This is a genomic window from Lentzea sp. NPDC037011 (genome assembly GCF_055607425.1).
This window is the reverse complement of sequence record NZ_JBVJRT010000002.1, coordinates 503,220-516,687: the sequence shown is the minus strand read 5'-3', so window position 1 is coordinate 516,687 and position 13,468 is coordinate 503,220. Positions and strand designations below refer to the sequence as shown.

The 13,468-nt window shown below is 71.3% G+C and carries 14 protein-coding genes and 1 riboswitch; of the genes, 7 read left to right on the top strand and 7 right to left on the bottom strand.

Features of this window, described 5'->3' with window-relative positions:
- The first annotated feature begins 27 nt into the window (after positions 1–27).
- Positions 28–657, top strand: coding sequence for a phosphoribosyltransferase (locus tag ACZ7CH_RS07220; protein WP_470373348.1), 630 nt, complete (start codon positions 28–30; stop codon positions 655–657).
- Here ACZ7CH_RS07220 and ACZ7CH_RS07215 read toward each other — a convergent pair.
- The 3 genes from ACZ7CH_RS07215 to ACZ7CH_RS07205 are packed head-to-tail and all read right to left on the bottom strand — an operon-like array spanning position 613 to position 2,041.
- Positions 613–906, bottom strand: coding sequence for an antibiotic biosynthesis monooxygenase family protein (locus ACZ7CH_RS07215; RefSeq protein ID WP_360387281.1), 294 nt, complete (start codon positions 904–906; stop codon positions 613–615). The two genes, ACZ7CH_RS07220 and ACZ7CH_RS07215, sit on opposite strands and share 45 nt — an antisense overlap.
- Positions 903–1,763: an ATP phosphoribosyltransferase gene (gene hisG, locus ACZ7CH_RS07210; RefSeq protein ID WP_360387278.1), complete on the bottom strand. Its 861-nt coding sequence runs from the start codon at positions 1,761–1,763 to the stop codon at positions 903–905. The genes ACZ7CH_RS07215 and hisG overlap by 4 nt, the downstream gene beginning before the upstream one ends.
- Before the next feature lie 14 nt (positions 1,764–1,777).
- Positions 1,778–2,041, bottom strand: a complete 264-nt coding sequence (locus ACZ7CH_RS07205; RefSeq protein WP_065920430.1) for a phosphoribosyl-ATP diphosphatase — start codon at positions 2,039–2,041, stop codon at positions 1,778–1,780.
- A 106-nt stretch (positions 2,042–2,147) separates the two neighbouring features.
- On the opposite strand from ACZ7CH_RS07205, the gene ACZ7CH_RS07200 reads away from it, so the two are divergent.
- The 3 genes from ACZ7CH_RS07200 to ACZ7CH_RS07190 all read left to right on the top strand — a co-directional run bounded on the left by ACZ7CH_RS07200 (position 2,148) and on the right by ACZ7CH_RS07190 (position 4,008).
- Positions 2,148–2,798 (top strand): (2Fe-2S)-binding protein, encoded by a 651-nt coding sequence (locus ACZ7CH_RS07200; protein WP_470373347.1) that lies wholly within the window; start codon positions 2,148–2,150, stop codon positions 2,796–2,798.
- A 48-nt stretch (positions 2,799–2,846) separates the two neighbouring features.
- A riboswitch (cobalamin riboswitch) is annotated at positions 2,847–3,021 on the top strand.
- Positions 3,022–3,053: 32 nt separating this feature from the next.
- The gene (locus ACZ7CH_RS07195) at positions 3,054–3,242 is read left to right on the top strand and encodes a CbtB domain-containing protein (protein WP_470373346.1); all 189 of its coding nucleotides are present in this window, start codon (positions 3,054–3,056) and stop codon (positions 3,240–3,242) included.
- Between the two features lie 16 nt (positions 3,243–3,258).
- Positions 3,259–4,008: a CbtA family protein gene (locus tag ACZ7CH_RS07190; protein WP_470373345.1), complete on the top strand. Its 750-nt coding sequence runs from the start codon at positions 3,259–3,261 to the stop codon at positions 4,006–4,008.
- On the opposite strand, the gene ACZ7CH_RS07185 is transcribed toward ACZ7CH_RS07190, so the two are convergent.
- A complete protein-coding gene (locus tag ACZ7CH_RS07185; protein WP_470373344.1) occupies positions 4,005–4,661 on the bottom strand; it encodes an HAD family hydrolase in 657 nt (218 codons plus the stop codon). The two genes, ACZ7CH_RS07190 and ACZ7CH_RS07185, sit on opposite strands and share 4 nt — an antisense overlap.
- Positions 4,654–8,193, bottom strand: a complete 3,540-nt coding sequence (gene metH, locus ACZ7CH_RS07180) for a methionine synthase (protein ID WP_470373343.1) — start codon at positions 8,191–8,193, stop codon at positions 4,654–4,656. Before metH ends, ACZ7CH_RS07185 begins: the two co-directional genes overlap by 8 nt.
- A gap of 114 nt (positions 8,194–8,307) precedes the next feature.
- On the opposite strand from metH, the gene ACZ7CH_RS07175 reads away from it, so the two are divergent.
- Complete coding sequence (locus ACZ7CH_RS07175) at positions 8,308–9,141, top strand: PAC2 family protein (protein WP_458434437.1); 834 nt, start codon at positions 8,308–8,310, stop codon at positions 9,139–9,141.
- Between the two features lie 139 nt (positions 9,142–9,280).
- Positions 9,281–10,441 (top strand): MFS transporter, encoded by a 1,161-nt coding sequence (locus tag ACZ7CH_RS07170; RefSeq protein ID WP_458433303.1) that lies wholly within the window; start codon positions 9,281–9,283, stop codon positions 10,439–10,441.
- On the opposite strand, the gene ACZ7CH_RS07165 is transcribed toward ACZ7CH_RS07170, so the two are convergent.
- Both ACZ7CH_RS07165 and ACZ7CH_RS07160 read right to left on the bottom strand, forming a co-directional pair.
- On the bottom strand, positions 10,371–11,954 hold the full coding sequence (locus tag ACZ7CH_RS07165) for an ABC transporter permease (RefSeq protein WP_470373342.1): 1,584 nt from the start codon (positions 11,952–11,954) through the stop codon (positions 10,371–10,373). The two genes, ACZ7CH_RS07170 and ACZ7CH_RS07165, sit on opposite strands and share 71 nt — an antisense overlap.
- On the bottom strand, positions 11,951–12,838 hold the full coding sequence (locus ACZ7CH_RS07160) for an ABC transporter ATP-binding protein (RefSeq protein WP_360387258.1): 888 nt from the start codon (positions 12,836–12,838) through the stop codon (positions 11,951–11,953). The genes ACZ7CH_RS07165 and ACZ7CH_RS07160 overlap by 4 nt, the downstream gene beginning before the upstream one ends.
- Positions 12,839–12,930: 92 nt before the next feature.
- On the opposite strand from ACZ7CH_RS07160, the gene ACZ7CH_RS07155 reads away from it, so the two are divergent.
- Positions 12,931–13,419: a GbsR/MarR family transcriptional regulator gene (locus ACZ7CH_RS07155; RefSeq protein ID WP_360387255.1), complete on the top strand. Its 489-nt coding sequence runs from the start codon at positions 12,931–12,933 to the stop codon at positions 13,417–13,419.
- Positions 13,420–13,468: the final 49 nt, after the last annotated feature.

Genomic DNA, 13,468 nt, shown 5'->3' with positions numbered 1-13,468 from the left:
GGGACGGGGCGTAGCGTCGGCGGGACTGTGAAGAGGTTCGCGAACCGGCGGGAGGCGGGCCGCGCCCTGGCCGCGCAGCTTGCGGAGCACACCTGGCACGACCCGCTCGTGCTGGGGCTGCCGCGCGGCGGTGTGCCGGTGGCGGCGGAGGTCGCGGACGTCCTCGGGGCCGAGCTGGACGTGGTGGTGGCGCGCAAGATCGGCGCGCCGGGGCACCCCGAGTACGGGGTCGGCGCGGTCGCGGTGGACAGCGCGCCGATCTACGACGCCGCGGTGCTCAGAGCGCTCGGGCTCACCGAGGAGCAGCTGGCCGCCGACTGCGACCGCGAACGGGCCGAGGCCGCGCGCAGGACCGCGCTGTACCGGCGGGACCGGCCGCCGCTCGTGGTCGAGGGGCGGGACGTGGTCGTGGTCGACGACGGGCTGGCCACCGGTGTCACCGCGCGGGCCGCCCTGCACTGGCTGGAGCGACGAGGGCCGAACCGCCTGGTGCTGGCCGTGCCGGTCGCCGCGAGGCAGTCGGTGCGCACGTTCAGCACGCCCGTGGTGGCGGTGCTCCTGCCGCGGCACCTCGGTGCGGTGAGCCGGTGGTACGACCGCTTCGAGCAGACCTCAGACGCCGAGGTCCTCGAAGTGCTGGACCACCGGGAACGGTGAGTAGAACCGGTGCAGCAGCTCCGACCATCGGGCGTAGGACGGGCCCTGGCGGAACCCGACCGTGTGCGCCTCGACCGACTCCCACTGCACCAGCAGCAGGTACCGGTTCGGGTCCTCCAGGCACCGCGACAGCCGCAGGCCGAGGAAGCCCGGCGAGGCGGAGATCAGCTCCCGCGCCTCGCCGAAGACCTCCTCGAACTCCGCCGCACGTCCGGGCAGGACGTCCAGCACGGCGTGCTCCAGGATCACAGGCGGCAGAACCGGATGTCCGAGGCCAGGATCGCCTTGGCGCCGATCGCGGCCAGCTCGTCCATGACCCGGTTCGCGTCGCGGCGGCGGACCATCGCCCGCACCGCGACCCAGTTCTCGTCGGCCAGCGGCGCGACCGTCGGCGACTCCAGGCCCGGCGTGAGGCTGATCGCCTCGTCCAGCAGCGTGCGCGGGCAGTCGTAGTCCAGCATCAGGTACTGCTGGGCGAACACGACGCCCTGCAGGCGGGCCTGCAGCTGCTTCTTGGCCGGCGAGAGCTCCGAGCCCGCGCGGTGCACGAGGACCGCCTCCGACTCGCAGATCGGCTCGCCGAACGCCACCAGGTCGTGCTGGCGCAGCGTGCGGCCGGAGCCCACGACGTCGGCGATCAGGTCGGCCACGCCGAGCTGGATGGAGATCTCGACCGCGCCGTCGAGGCGGATCACCGTGGCGTTGATGCCGCGGCGTTTGAGGTCGCGGCCGACCAGCTTCGGGTAGGCGGTGGCGAGCCGCTTGCCCTCCAGGTCCTCGACCGTCCAGTCGGTGCCCCGCGGGCCCGCGTAGCGGAAGGTGGACCCGCCGAAGCCCAGTGCCAGCAGCTCCTCGACGGAGGAGCCGTTGTCATCGGCGCCCGAGTCGGCGGCCAGGTCGCGGCCGGTGATGCCCAGGTCGAGGTCACCGGACGCCACGTAGATCGCGATGTCCTTGGGGCGCAAGAAGAAGAACTCGACCTCGTTGTTCGGGTCGAGCACGGTCAGGTCGCGCGGCTCGTGCCGCTGCCGGTAACCGGCCTCGGTCAGCATCGCGGAGGCGCGTTCGGCGAGCGCGCCCTTGTTCGGGACTGCTACGCGCAGCATCGGTCAGCTCTCCGTCAGAGGTACTTGTAGACGTCGTCGAGGGTCAGGCCGCGGCCCAGCATGATCACCTGGAGGCGGTACAGCAGCTGCGAGATCTCTTCCGCGAGCTTCTCGTCGGACTCGTACTCGGCGGCGATCCAGACCTCGCCCGCTTCCTCCAGGACCTTCTTGCCCTGCGCATGGACGCCGGCCTCAAGCGCAGCCACGGTGCCGGAACCCTCCGGCTTGGTGCGGGCTCGTTCGGTCAGTTCGGCGAACAGCGAGTCGAAGGTCTTCACGGGGGCACATCCTCCCACCTCCGGACGGGTGGTCCACACCGCGGTCACCTCTGTTCCAGCCCGTGGACGTGATCTGTCCTGCATGGACACCCAGTAGCGTGAATCTGTGTCGGAGTTCGCCGAAGTCCTCGCAGCGCTGCGCCAGGTGCGCGGCATCAACCCGTTCTTCGCGCTGGACGTGGGCCGTCCGGACGACTCGTGGCTGCCGGGGACGGCACTGCTCGAAGGCCCCGCCCTCAGGGAGACCATCGACGCGATCGCGGCCCGCTACAACGCCGCCGAGCCCCGCGTCGCCGCCAGCCTGTTCTTCCTCAGCTACACCGCGCGGCTGCTCAGCCCGCTCACCGCGACGGACCTGCCGATCGACGTGCGCCCGGAGAACCTGTGGTGGCAGCACCACCGCCGCAACGGCCTGAGCGTCCGCATCGACACCCCGCGGCTCGGCCCGCGCCCGGCGGAGGCGCTCGCACCGGTCGTGGAGGCGGTCCACGCGGTCGTGCCCGTGGCACGCGGTCTGCTGTGGGGCAACGCGATGTCGAACATCGCGGGCGCGCTGAAAATGGTGGTGCGAGCGGGTGCGCTGAGTGCGGAGGAAGCGGAGGAACGCGGCAACCGGCTCATGGCAGCGCCACCGTTCGAAGGTGCCGGGGAATTCGTCACCCTGCCCGACGAGGTCGCGTTCCTGCGCCGGTCGTGCTGCCTTTACTACCGCGTTGCCGCAGGTGGGAAGTGCGGGGACTGCCCTCTTGTGAAGTGATGAAGACGACAACTCTTATGGCCGGTTGTGCGTGAACCGCCGTTCACCTTACGGTGCACGCGCCGCAGTGACGGGAAGCCGGTGGAAATCCGGCGCGGTCCTCGCCACTGTGACCGGGAAGCGATCCCCGCCGAGCACGTCACTGGTCCCGCGAGGGGCTGGGAAGACGCGGGGGCAGCGTTGATCCGGGAGTCAGGAGACCGGCTGCGGCGCCGTAAGGAGTTTCACCTTCCACGAGGTATGGAGGAGCCCGTCATGACGAGCCCCGCAGCAAGCCTGTCCGCCGTCCGCGTGCCCAAGTGGGCCTTCGCCGTCTCACTGTTCGGCCTGATCGTCACCTACCTGGTCCTGCAGGAGAACGGCCTCGCTCTCGGTGCGAGCTCGGAGCTGCTGCACGAGTTCTTCCACGACGGCCGCCACGCCCTCGGCGTTCCCTGCCACTGATCCGCTGATCACGCAGATGACGACCACGTACAGGTCGATCGCACTGCGCGGACTCGCGGCCGGCGCCATCGCCGGTACCGCCTCCGCGCTCGTGCAGCTCCTGGTCACCGAGATCCCCATCCGCGCAGCACTGGCGGTCGAGGAGGCCCGCGCCCCCGCCGGTGACGGCCACTCCCACTCGCACGGCGAGGAGGGGCTGGTCAGCCGCGGCGTCCAGATCGCGGGCGGCATGCTCGGCGTGGTGATCGTCGGCATCGCCGTCGGCCTGGTGTTCGCCACGGCCTACGCGCTGTCGAAGCGCTGGTTCGCCGACCGCACGCCGTTCACCCGCAGCACCGCGTTCGGAGTCGCCGTGTTCGGTGCGGTGGCGCTGCTGCCGTGGCTGAAGTACCCGGCGAACCCGCCCGCGGTGGGCGACCCGGACACGGTGAACTACCGCACCGCGCTGTACCTGGGCGTGGTGGTGGCCGGTCTGGCGATCGTCTGGGGAGCGAGCTGGCTCGCCTCGGCACTGGCCGCGCAGCCGCACCCGGTCCGCGTGACCGCGGTGCTGCTCGCGGTCGTGGCGGCGGTGGCGGTGGTGCTGGTGGCGTTCCCCGCGCCGCCGGACACGATCCCGGCGGACATGCCGGTGGCCGTGCTGTGGCAGTTCCGCCTCAGCTCACTCGCCCAGCTGGCCACGCTCCACGTCGGTCTCGGCGTGGTGTTCGGCCTGCTGGTCGATCCGGCGACACGCCGGGCGAAGGCACCCGTCGCGGCTCTCTAAAGAGCGCGCAGCACTTCGAGGTCGACGCCGACGAGGGAGTCGCGGAACACCCGCCGCTCCCCCGCCGGCACCTCGACGTCACACGGCACGACCAGCACGGTGCACCCGGCCGCCACCGCAGAGGCGACACCGGTCGGCGAGTCCTCGACCGCCACGCACCCGGCCGCGTCCACGCCGAGCAACCGCGCCGCCTTCAGGTACGGCTCCGGCAGCGGCTTGTTCAGACCGTCCACCTCGTCGCCGCACACCGTCACGTCGAACAGGTCGCGGCCGATGGTGTCGAGCGCGACCTCGGTCAGCGACCGTTCGGTGGAGGTCACCAGCGCCATCGGCACGCCGGACGACCGCACCGCGCGCAGCGCCTCGGCAGCGCCCGGACGCCACGGCAGACCGGTGCGGAAGACCTCCTCGGTGCGGCGGGAGATCCACGCGGCGCCGTCGGCCATGTCGGCGTCGGTCGGTTCGATGCCGACGTCGGCGAACAGCAGGCGCATCGTCGTGGGGACGTTGCTGCCGACCATGCGTTCGCGGGTCTCCAGCGACAGGATCCCGCCGAGCTTCTCGGCGTACTCGTAGAGCGGGATGTCCCACAGCTTCTCGGAGTCCAGCAGCGTGCCGTCCATGTCCCACAGGACAGCTTGCGGGTCAGACATTGAAGTACTTCGCCTCCGGGTGGTGCGCCACGAAGGCGTCGGTGGACTGTTCCGGGTGGAGCTGGAGTTCCTCGGACAGCGTGACGCCGATGCGGGCCGGGTCGAGCAGGTCGACGACGCGCCGGCGGTCTTCCATCTCGGGGCAGGCGCCGTAGCCGAACGAGTACCGCGCGCCGCGGTAGCCGAGCTTGAAGTACTCCTCGACGGCGGCGGGGTCTTCCTGGGCCACTGACCCGCCCGCCGGCCACACGAGCTCCTCGCGCACGCGCTTGTGCCAGTACTCGGCCAGCGCTTCGGTGAGCTGGACCCCCAGTCCGTGGACCTCCAGGTACTCACGATACGCGTTCTTGCCGAACAGCTCGTTGGCGTAGTCGGCGATCGGCTGGCCCATCGTCACGAGGTGGAACGCGATGACGTCGACCTCACCCGACGAGCGGGCGCGCCAGAAGTCGGCCAGGCAGAGGCGCCGATCCCTCTTCTGGCGCGGAAAGCGGAACCGGAAGCGCTCCGGCGCGTCCGGGGAGGGCTCGGTCAGGATGACCAGGTCGTTGCCCTCGGACACGCACGGGAAGTAGCCGTAGACGACCGCGGCGTGGGCAAGAACACCTTCTGTCGCAAGGCGTTCCATCCAGTACCGCAGCCGTGGCCTGCCCTCGGTCTCGACGAGCTCCTCGTAGGTCGGGCCGCCGCCGCGCGTGCCTTTGAGGCCCCACTGGCCCATGAACGTCGCGCGCTCGTCCAGCAGCGCGCTGTAGTCCGCGACGGGAATGCCCTTCACCACGCGGCTGCCCCAGAACGGCGGCACCGGCACCGGGTTGTCGGTGGCCACGTCGGAACGACCGGTTCCCGCTTCTTCCTCTCCTGGCGCGGCTTTGCGGGCCGCGGCGATGCGCAGCGCACGTTCGCGGCGGGCCTTGCGCTCGGCGGCCTTCGCCTGGGCCTCCGGGTCGACCAGAGGGGTCTCTCCGCGTTTCGCCGCCATGATCGCGTCCATCAGGCGCAGGCCCTCGAACGCGTCGCGGGCGTAGCGGACGTCGCCCAGGTACATCTCGGTCAGGTCGTTCTCGACGTAGGCGCGGGTCAGCGCGGCGCCGCCGAGCAGCACCGGCCAGCGGGCCGCGACGCCCCTGGAGTTCATCTCCTCCAGGTTCTCCTTCATGACCACGGTCGACTTGACCAGCAGGCCGGACATGCCGATCGCGTCCGCGCGGTGCTGCTGCGCGGCCTCCAGGATGGCGTTGATCGGCTGCTTGATGCCGATGTTCACGACCTCGTAGCCGTTGTTGGACAGGATGATGTCGACGAGGTTCTTGCCGATGTCGTGCACGTCGCCCTTGACCGTGGCGAGCACGATGCGGCCCTTGCCGCCGTCGTCGGACCGTTCCATGTGCGGTTCGAGGTGCGCGACGGCGGTCTTCATGACCTCGGCGGACTGCAGCACGAACGGCAGCTGCATCTGGCCGGAGCCGAACAGCTCGCCGACGGTTTTCATGCCCGCCAGCAGCGTGTCGTTGATGATCTGCAACGCCGGGCGTTCGTCCAGTGCGAGGTCCAGGTCCGCTTCCAGGCCGTTGCGCTCGCCGTCGACGATCCGGCGCTCCAGCCGTTCGAACAACGGCAGCGCGGCCAGCTCCTCGGCGCGCGACGCGGAGTTCGACTTGGTGGTGACGCCCTCGAACAGCTCCATCAGCTTCTGCAGCGGGTCGTAGCCCTCGCGGCGGCGGTCGTGGACCAGGTCCAGCGCCACCGCGCGCTGCTCGTCGGGGATGCGCGCCATCGGCACGATCTTCGACGCGTGCACGATCGCCGTGTCGAGGCCCGCCTGCACGCACTCGTGCAGGAACACCGAGTTCAGCACCTGGCGCGCGGCCGGGTTGAGTCCGAAGGAGACGTTCGACAGGCCCAGCGTCGTCTGCACGTCCGGGTAGCGGCGCTTGAGCTCGCGGATCGCCTCGATCGTCTCGACCGCGTCGCGGCGGACCTCCTCCTGGCCGGTGGAGATCGGGAACGTCAGGCAGTCGACGATGATGTCGGAGCGGCGCAGGCCCCAGTTCGTCGTCAGGTCCTCGATCAACCGGGTGGCGACGCGGACCTTCCAGTCCCTGGTGCGCGCCTGGCCCTCCTCGTCGATGCACAGCGCCACGACCGCGGCACCGTGCTCGGACACCAGCCGCATGATCTTCTGGAACCGCGAGTCGGGCCCGTCGCCGTCCTCGTAGTTCACCGAGTTCACCGCGCACCGGCCGCCCAGGCACTCCAGGCCCGCTCGCAGCACGTCCGGCTCGGTGGAGTCGAGCACGACCGGCAACGTCGACGCGGTGGCCAGGCGGGACGCGAGCGCCCGCATGTCCGCCTCGCCGTCGCGGCCGACGTAGTCGACGCACAGGTCGATGAGGTGCGCGCCCTCGCGGGTCTGGTCTCGCGCGATCTCGATGCAGTCGTCCCACTTCTGGGCGAGCATCGCCTCCCGGAACGCCTTGGAGCCGTTGGCGTTCGTGCGCTCGCCGATCATCAGCACCGAGGCGTCCTGCTTGAACGGGACGGACTGGTACAGGGAGGACACCCCGGGCTCGGGACGCGGCCGGCGCGCGGGCGGGCCGAGGTCGCGCACGGCGGCGGCGACCTGGCGCAGGTGCTCCGCGGTCGTGCCGCAGCAGCCGCCCACGAGCCGGGTGCCGAACTCGGTGACGAACCCGGCCAGCGCACGGGCCAGCTCCTCCGGGGAGAGCGGGTAGACGGCGCCGTTCGGGCCGAGCTCGGGCAGGCCGGCGTTCGGCATCACCGACAGCGGGATGCGGGCGTGCTTGGCCAGCGTGCGCAGGTGCTCGCTCATCTCGGCGGGGCCGGTCGCGCAGTTGAGGCCGATCAGGTCGATGCCGAGCGGTTCCAGCGCGGTCAGCGCGGCACCGATCTCCGAGCCCAGCAGCATCGTGCCGGTCGTCTCGACGGTGACCTGGGCGATGATCGGGACCGTGCGGCCCTCCGCGGTCATCGCGCGCTTGGCGCCGACGACCGACGCCTTCGTCTGCAGCAGGTCCTGCGAGGTCTCGACGATGATCGCGTCCACGCCGCCGGCGAGCAGGCCGCGGCACTGCTCCACGTAGGCGTCGCGCAGCGTGGCGTACGGGGCGTGGCCCAGCGTCGGCAGCTTGGTGCCGGGGCCGACCGAGCCGAGCACGAACCGCGGCCGGTCGGGGGTGCTGAACTCGTCGGCCACCTCGCGGGCCAGTGCCGCGCCGCGTTCGGACAGGTGGTGGATCTGATCGGCGATGTCGTACTCGGCCAGGTTCGCGAGGTTCGCCCCGAACGTGTTGGTCTCGACGGCGTCCACGCCGACCTCGAGATAACCGCGGTGGACGGCCTTCACGACGTCCGGCCGGGTGACGTTCAAGATCTCGTTGCAGCCCTCGAGACCGGAGAAGTCGTCGAGCGAGAGGTCGGCGGCCTGGAGCATCGTGCCCATGGCGCCGTCGGCGACCACAACCCGGTTCACCAGCGCTTCGAGGAACGGCGAGGATCCACGATCAGGCATGGGCCAAGCCTACGATGACTTGGCTGGGGGAGGCCGTAGTCTGGCGCCGTGAACGATCCGTCCCAGGACTCCCCGACCCCCGCGAACCCGCGCGAACCGCTCACGAGCCCGATCATGGTCTGCGCTTTCGAGGGGTGGAACGACGCCGGCGATGCCGCGAGCACCGCCGTCGAGCACCTGCAACTCACCTGGGACGCCACCCCGCTCGCCGAGATCGACCCGGACGACTACTACGACTTCCAGGTGACGCGGCCCACGGTCCGCATGGTGGACGGTGTCACCCGAAGGGTCGACTGGCCGACGACGCGGCTCTCGGTGTGCCGGCCGCCCGGTTCTTCCGTCGACGTGGTCCTCGTGCACGGCATCGAGCCGAACATGAGGTGGCGCAAGTTCGCGGACGAGCTCCTCGGCCACATCGAGGTGCTCGGGGTGACGACCGTGGTGACGCTCGGCGCCCTGCTCATGGACACGCCGCACACCCGCCCCGTCCCGGTCACCGGAACCGCCTACGACGCGGACGCCGCCGAGAAGTTCGGCCTGGAGCACTCGAAGTACGAGGGCCCGACCGGCATCGTCGGCGTGTTCCAGGACGCGTGCGTGCGGGCCGGCATCCCGGCCATCTCGTTCTGGGCCGCCGTGCCGCACTACGTGTCGCAGCCGCCCTCCCCCAAGGCCACGCTCGCGCTGCTGCACCGGGTGGAGGAGGTCCTCGACATCGAGGTCCCGCTCGGCGCGCTGCCCGAACAGGCGGAGGAGTGGGAGCGGACCGTCTCCGAGATGGCCGACGAGGACGAGGACGTGCGCAACTACGTGCGTGCGCTGGAGGAGCGCGGCGACGCGGCCATGCAGATCACCGAGGCCTCCGGTGACGACATCGCGGCCGAGTTCGAGCGCTACCTGCGCCGTCGTGGCCGCGGCCCCGGCTGGCCGTCGACCGGTCCACGCTGACCTTCCGGGCGTCTGCAAGTACCACCAGCAGGGTGGTTGGTGGTACTTGCAGATGCCCTCAGCCGGGACGGCGGGGAAAGTTAGCACCCGGCAAGCATCTGTGCCGCCGGCCCGATTAGGGTGAACGGCGGAGGTGTCCGTGGGACGGTTGGCACGCGCCGGGTTGTACGCGGGCGCACTGATCGGGCCGTTCGGCGGCGCCGTCACCACGTCGGTCCTGCCCGAGATCGGCGGCAGCTTCGGCCGCTCGCCGGGTGCGGCGGCCTCGACGCTCACCTACTACCTCGTGCCGTTCGCGGTGCTGATGCTGGTGTCCGGCACGCTCGCGCAGCGCTGGGGACCGCAGCGCACGGTCCGGATCGCGTACGTCGCCTACGCCGTCACGTCCCTGCTGGCCGCGAGCGCGTGGACGTTCGAGGTGCTGCTGGCCTCGCGGGCGTTGCAGGGTGCGGCGAACTCGTTCACCACGCCGGTGCTGCTGGCCGTGATCGCCGCCTCGACCCCCAAGGAGAAGCTCGGGCGCGCGCTCGGCCTGTTCGGGTCGATGCAGGCGGCCGGGCAGACGTCGGCGCCGCTGGTGGGCGGGCTCAGCGCGGAGGTCGACTGGCGGCTGGCGTTCGTGGTGATCGCGGTCGTGGCGGCCGGGCTCGCCGTGCTGGGAGTGCCGCAGACCGACGCCGAACCGGAGCGGGACGCGAGCCTGCGCAGCGCGTTCGTGCCGAGCACGCTGCGGCCGGCGCTGATCGCGTTCATCGGCTGGGGTTGTCTGGGCGGGCTGTCGTTCCTCGTGGCGTTCCGGCTGGACGACGTGTTCGGGCTCGGCGCCGGTGAACGCGGGTTGTTGCTCACCGGGTTCGGCGTCGTCGGGTTCCTGACCGCCCGGCACATCGGCAGGGCGATCGACCGGTTCGGCGCGACCACCACCGTCGTCGTCGGCGCGACGCTCGGCGGTGGTCTCGTCGCCGCGGTCGGCACGGCCCCGCTGGCGGCGCTCGTGGTGGTCGCGTGGGCGCTGACCGGTGCGGCGGCGCAGGGCGTGCTGGTCAGCATCAACGCGCTGGTGCTGCAGAGCGACAACGCCAACAGGGGCGGCAGCGTCAGCGTCGTGCAGTCGCTGCGCTTCATGGGTGCCGCCGCGGCCCCGCTGGCGTTCGTCCCGCTCTACCAGGCCCACCCGCTCGCGGGCTTCCTCGTGCCCGCCGCGCTGCTGGTCGTCGTGCCCGCGGTCGTCACGTGGTCAGGTCGCGGCGCCGGAAGCCGGCGAAGCCCGCGGCCAGGAGCACCACCGCGACCGCGGTGAGCCACCCGAGCGGCTCGAAGGTGATGTCCGGGTACTTCGGGACGTGGGTGAACGGCGCGAGGTCGATCACCCACTGGTCGAGCCGCAGGGCCGGGCCGAGCAGCGTGAGCACCAGCGACACCGACACCACCGCCCAGCTCACGCCGGTGAGCTGCGGGAACACCCCGAACAGCGCCAGCGCCACGCCCGCGACCACCCAGGCCGCCGGGAGCTGGACCAGCGCGGTGCCGACCATGCGCGGCAGCACACCGCCCAGGTCGTCGGTCTGCACTCCGTAGACCAGGCCAAGCCCCAGGCCCGCCGCCACCAGCACGACCGCGCCGCCCACCAGGGCGAACACCGCGTGCGAGGCGACCCAGCCCGAGCGCGACACCGGGGTGGCGAGCAGTGGCTCCGCCCGGAGCGAGGTCTCCTCCGACCGCAGCCGCAGCACCGCCTGGACCAGGTAGATCGACGTGATCAGGCCCAGCAGCTGCGTGACGGTCGCGAAGAACGCGTCCACCATCGCGTCGGCACCGCCGATCTGCTGCACGACCTGCCCGAGCGCGGGGTTGTCCTGCACCATCTGCCCGACCGCCTGCGCGACGCTGCCGTAGATCACGCCCACGCCGGACAACGCGATCGACCAGCCGATCAGCGAGCCCCTCTGCAGCCGCCAGGCCAGGCCGAACGGGCTGCCGATCGTGCCGTGCGCCGGGCCGGGCCGCGCGGCCAGCAGGCCGAGCCCGACGTCGCGGCGGGTCACGACGTAGCTCGACAGGCCCACGAGCAGGACGAACGCCGCCAGCGGGAGCAGCAGCACCCAGAACCGGTCGTCGCCGAACGACCGCACGTGCTCGGTCCAGCCGATCGGCGAGAGCCAGGTCAGCCACTGCGGGCCCGACTCCCCCGCGGCGTCGCCGGCCGCGCGGAACAGGTAGGTGACGCCGAGGAAGCCGCCCGCGACCGCGTTCGACACGCGCGAGTTCTCCGACAGCTGGGCGGTCAGGGCGCTGACGCCGGTGAACACGAGGCCCACCGAAGCCGTCGACAGGCCGAACGCGAACGAGCCGGCCGCGTCGAGGTCCTTGCCGATCAGCGCGAGCGCTTGCAGGAGCCCGATCAGCAGGCTCGTGCCGCCCGCGACGACCACCGCGGCGGCCAGGGGCGCGTGCCGGCCGACGACCGTGGCGGCGATGAGCTCCGTGCGGCCTGCCTCTTCTTCTGCGCGCGTGTGGCGGGTGACGACCAGCATGGCCATGATCGCGACGAACAGGCCGGAGAACACGCCCCAGCGCCACACCACCAGGCCGCCCAGCGACGACCAGTCGTGCAACGGGCCGAGCATCGCGAGGAACGCGGAGTTGGCGTTCGCGGTGGCGCCGAGCAGCGCCCGCGACTCCTGCGAGGAGTACAGCTCCTCCAGCGCGGTGGTCGTCGAGTAGGTGACGCCGACCAGGAACAGCACCCAGACCGGCAGCAGCACCCGGTCGCGGCGCAACGCCAGCCGCACGAGCTGCCAGGTGCCGATCATTTGGCGTCCTCGTAGTGGCGCAGGAACAGCTCCTCCAGCGTGGGCGGCTGCGAGGTCAGGGTGCGCACGCCGGTGGACACCAGCTGCTTGAGGGCGAGGTCGAGCTTGTCCGAGTCGACCTCGAACCTCACCCGGTTGCCCTCGGCGACCAGGTCGTGCACGCCGTCGAGGTGCGCCAGGCCGTCGGGCGGGCCGGCGAGCTCCGCGGAGATCGAGGTGCGGGTCAGGTGCCGCAGGTCGGCGAGCGTGCCGGTCTCGACGACGTGCCCGTTGCGGATGATGCTCACCCGGTCGCACAGCGCCTCGACCTCGGCGAGGATGTGGCTCGACAGCAGCACGGTGCGGCCGCGCGCGCGTTCGTCGTTGATGCAGTCCTGGAAGACGGCCTCCATCAGCGGGTCGAGGCCCGAGGTCGGCTCGTCCAGGATCAGCAGCTCCACGTCGCTCGACAGCGCGGCGACCAGCGCGACCTTCTGCCGGTTGCCCTTGGAATAGGTGCGGCCCTTCTTGCGCGGGTCCAGCTCGAAGCGCTCCAGCAGCTCGGCGCGGCGGGCGGGGTTCAGCCCGCCGCGCAGGCGTCCGAGCAGGTCGATGACCTCGCCGCCGGTCAGGTTGGGCCAGAGGTTCACGTCGCCGGGGACGTAGGCGAGGCGGCGGTGCAGGGACGCGGTGTCCTTCCACGGGTCGCCGCCGAGCAGCCGCGCGGTGCCGGAATCGGCCCGCAGCAGGCCGAGGAGGATCCGGATCGTCGTCGACTTGCCGGAACCGTTGGGTCCCAGGAAGCCGTGCACCTCACCGGTCCGGACGTCCAGGTTCAGATCGTCCAGTGCACGCGTCGGGCCGAAGGTCTTCACCAGGCCCGACACGGATATCGCAGATGTCATGGCCGGTAAGCTACGCTTGTTTCACAACTTCGTGAAGTCCGTAAATTTTGCCCGATCGGCTGACGGAAGGGGATGATGCCGCGGTGACCAGGGTGACCCAGCGTGACCAGCAGGCGGTGAGCCAGTTCGTCGAACGGTTCGGCGCGATCCTGTCGGACACGGGCATGGCCCGCATGCCCGCACGGATACTCGCGGCGTTGCTCACGACCGACTCCGGCAAGCTCACCTCGGCCGAGATCGCCGACCTGCTGCAGATCAGCCCGGCGGCGGTGTCGGGCGCGGTGCGCTACCTGACCCAGGTCCGGATCGTGAGCCGCGAACGGGAGCCCGGCTCGCGCCGGGACGTGTACCGGATGCGCGACGACGTCTGGTACGAGGCGACGTTCCGCAAGGACCAGATGCTCGGGATGATCGACGAGGTGCTGTCGGAGGGCGTCACGGCGCTGGGCACGCACACCGACGCCGGGGCGCGGCTGGACGAGACCCGCGAGTTCTTCCGGTTCTGCCACGGCGAGCTCGGGTCGATGATCGAGCGCTGGAAGGCGCACCGCGAGAAGTGGATCGCCGACCGCGAGTCGTGAACGCGGAACGCCCGCGGGGACAGGGACCCGCGGGCGTTCTCAGCCGTGT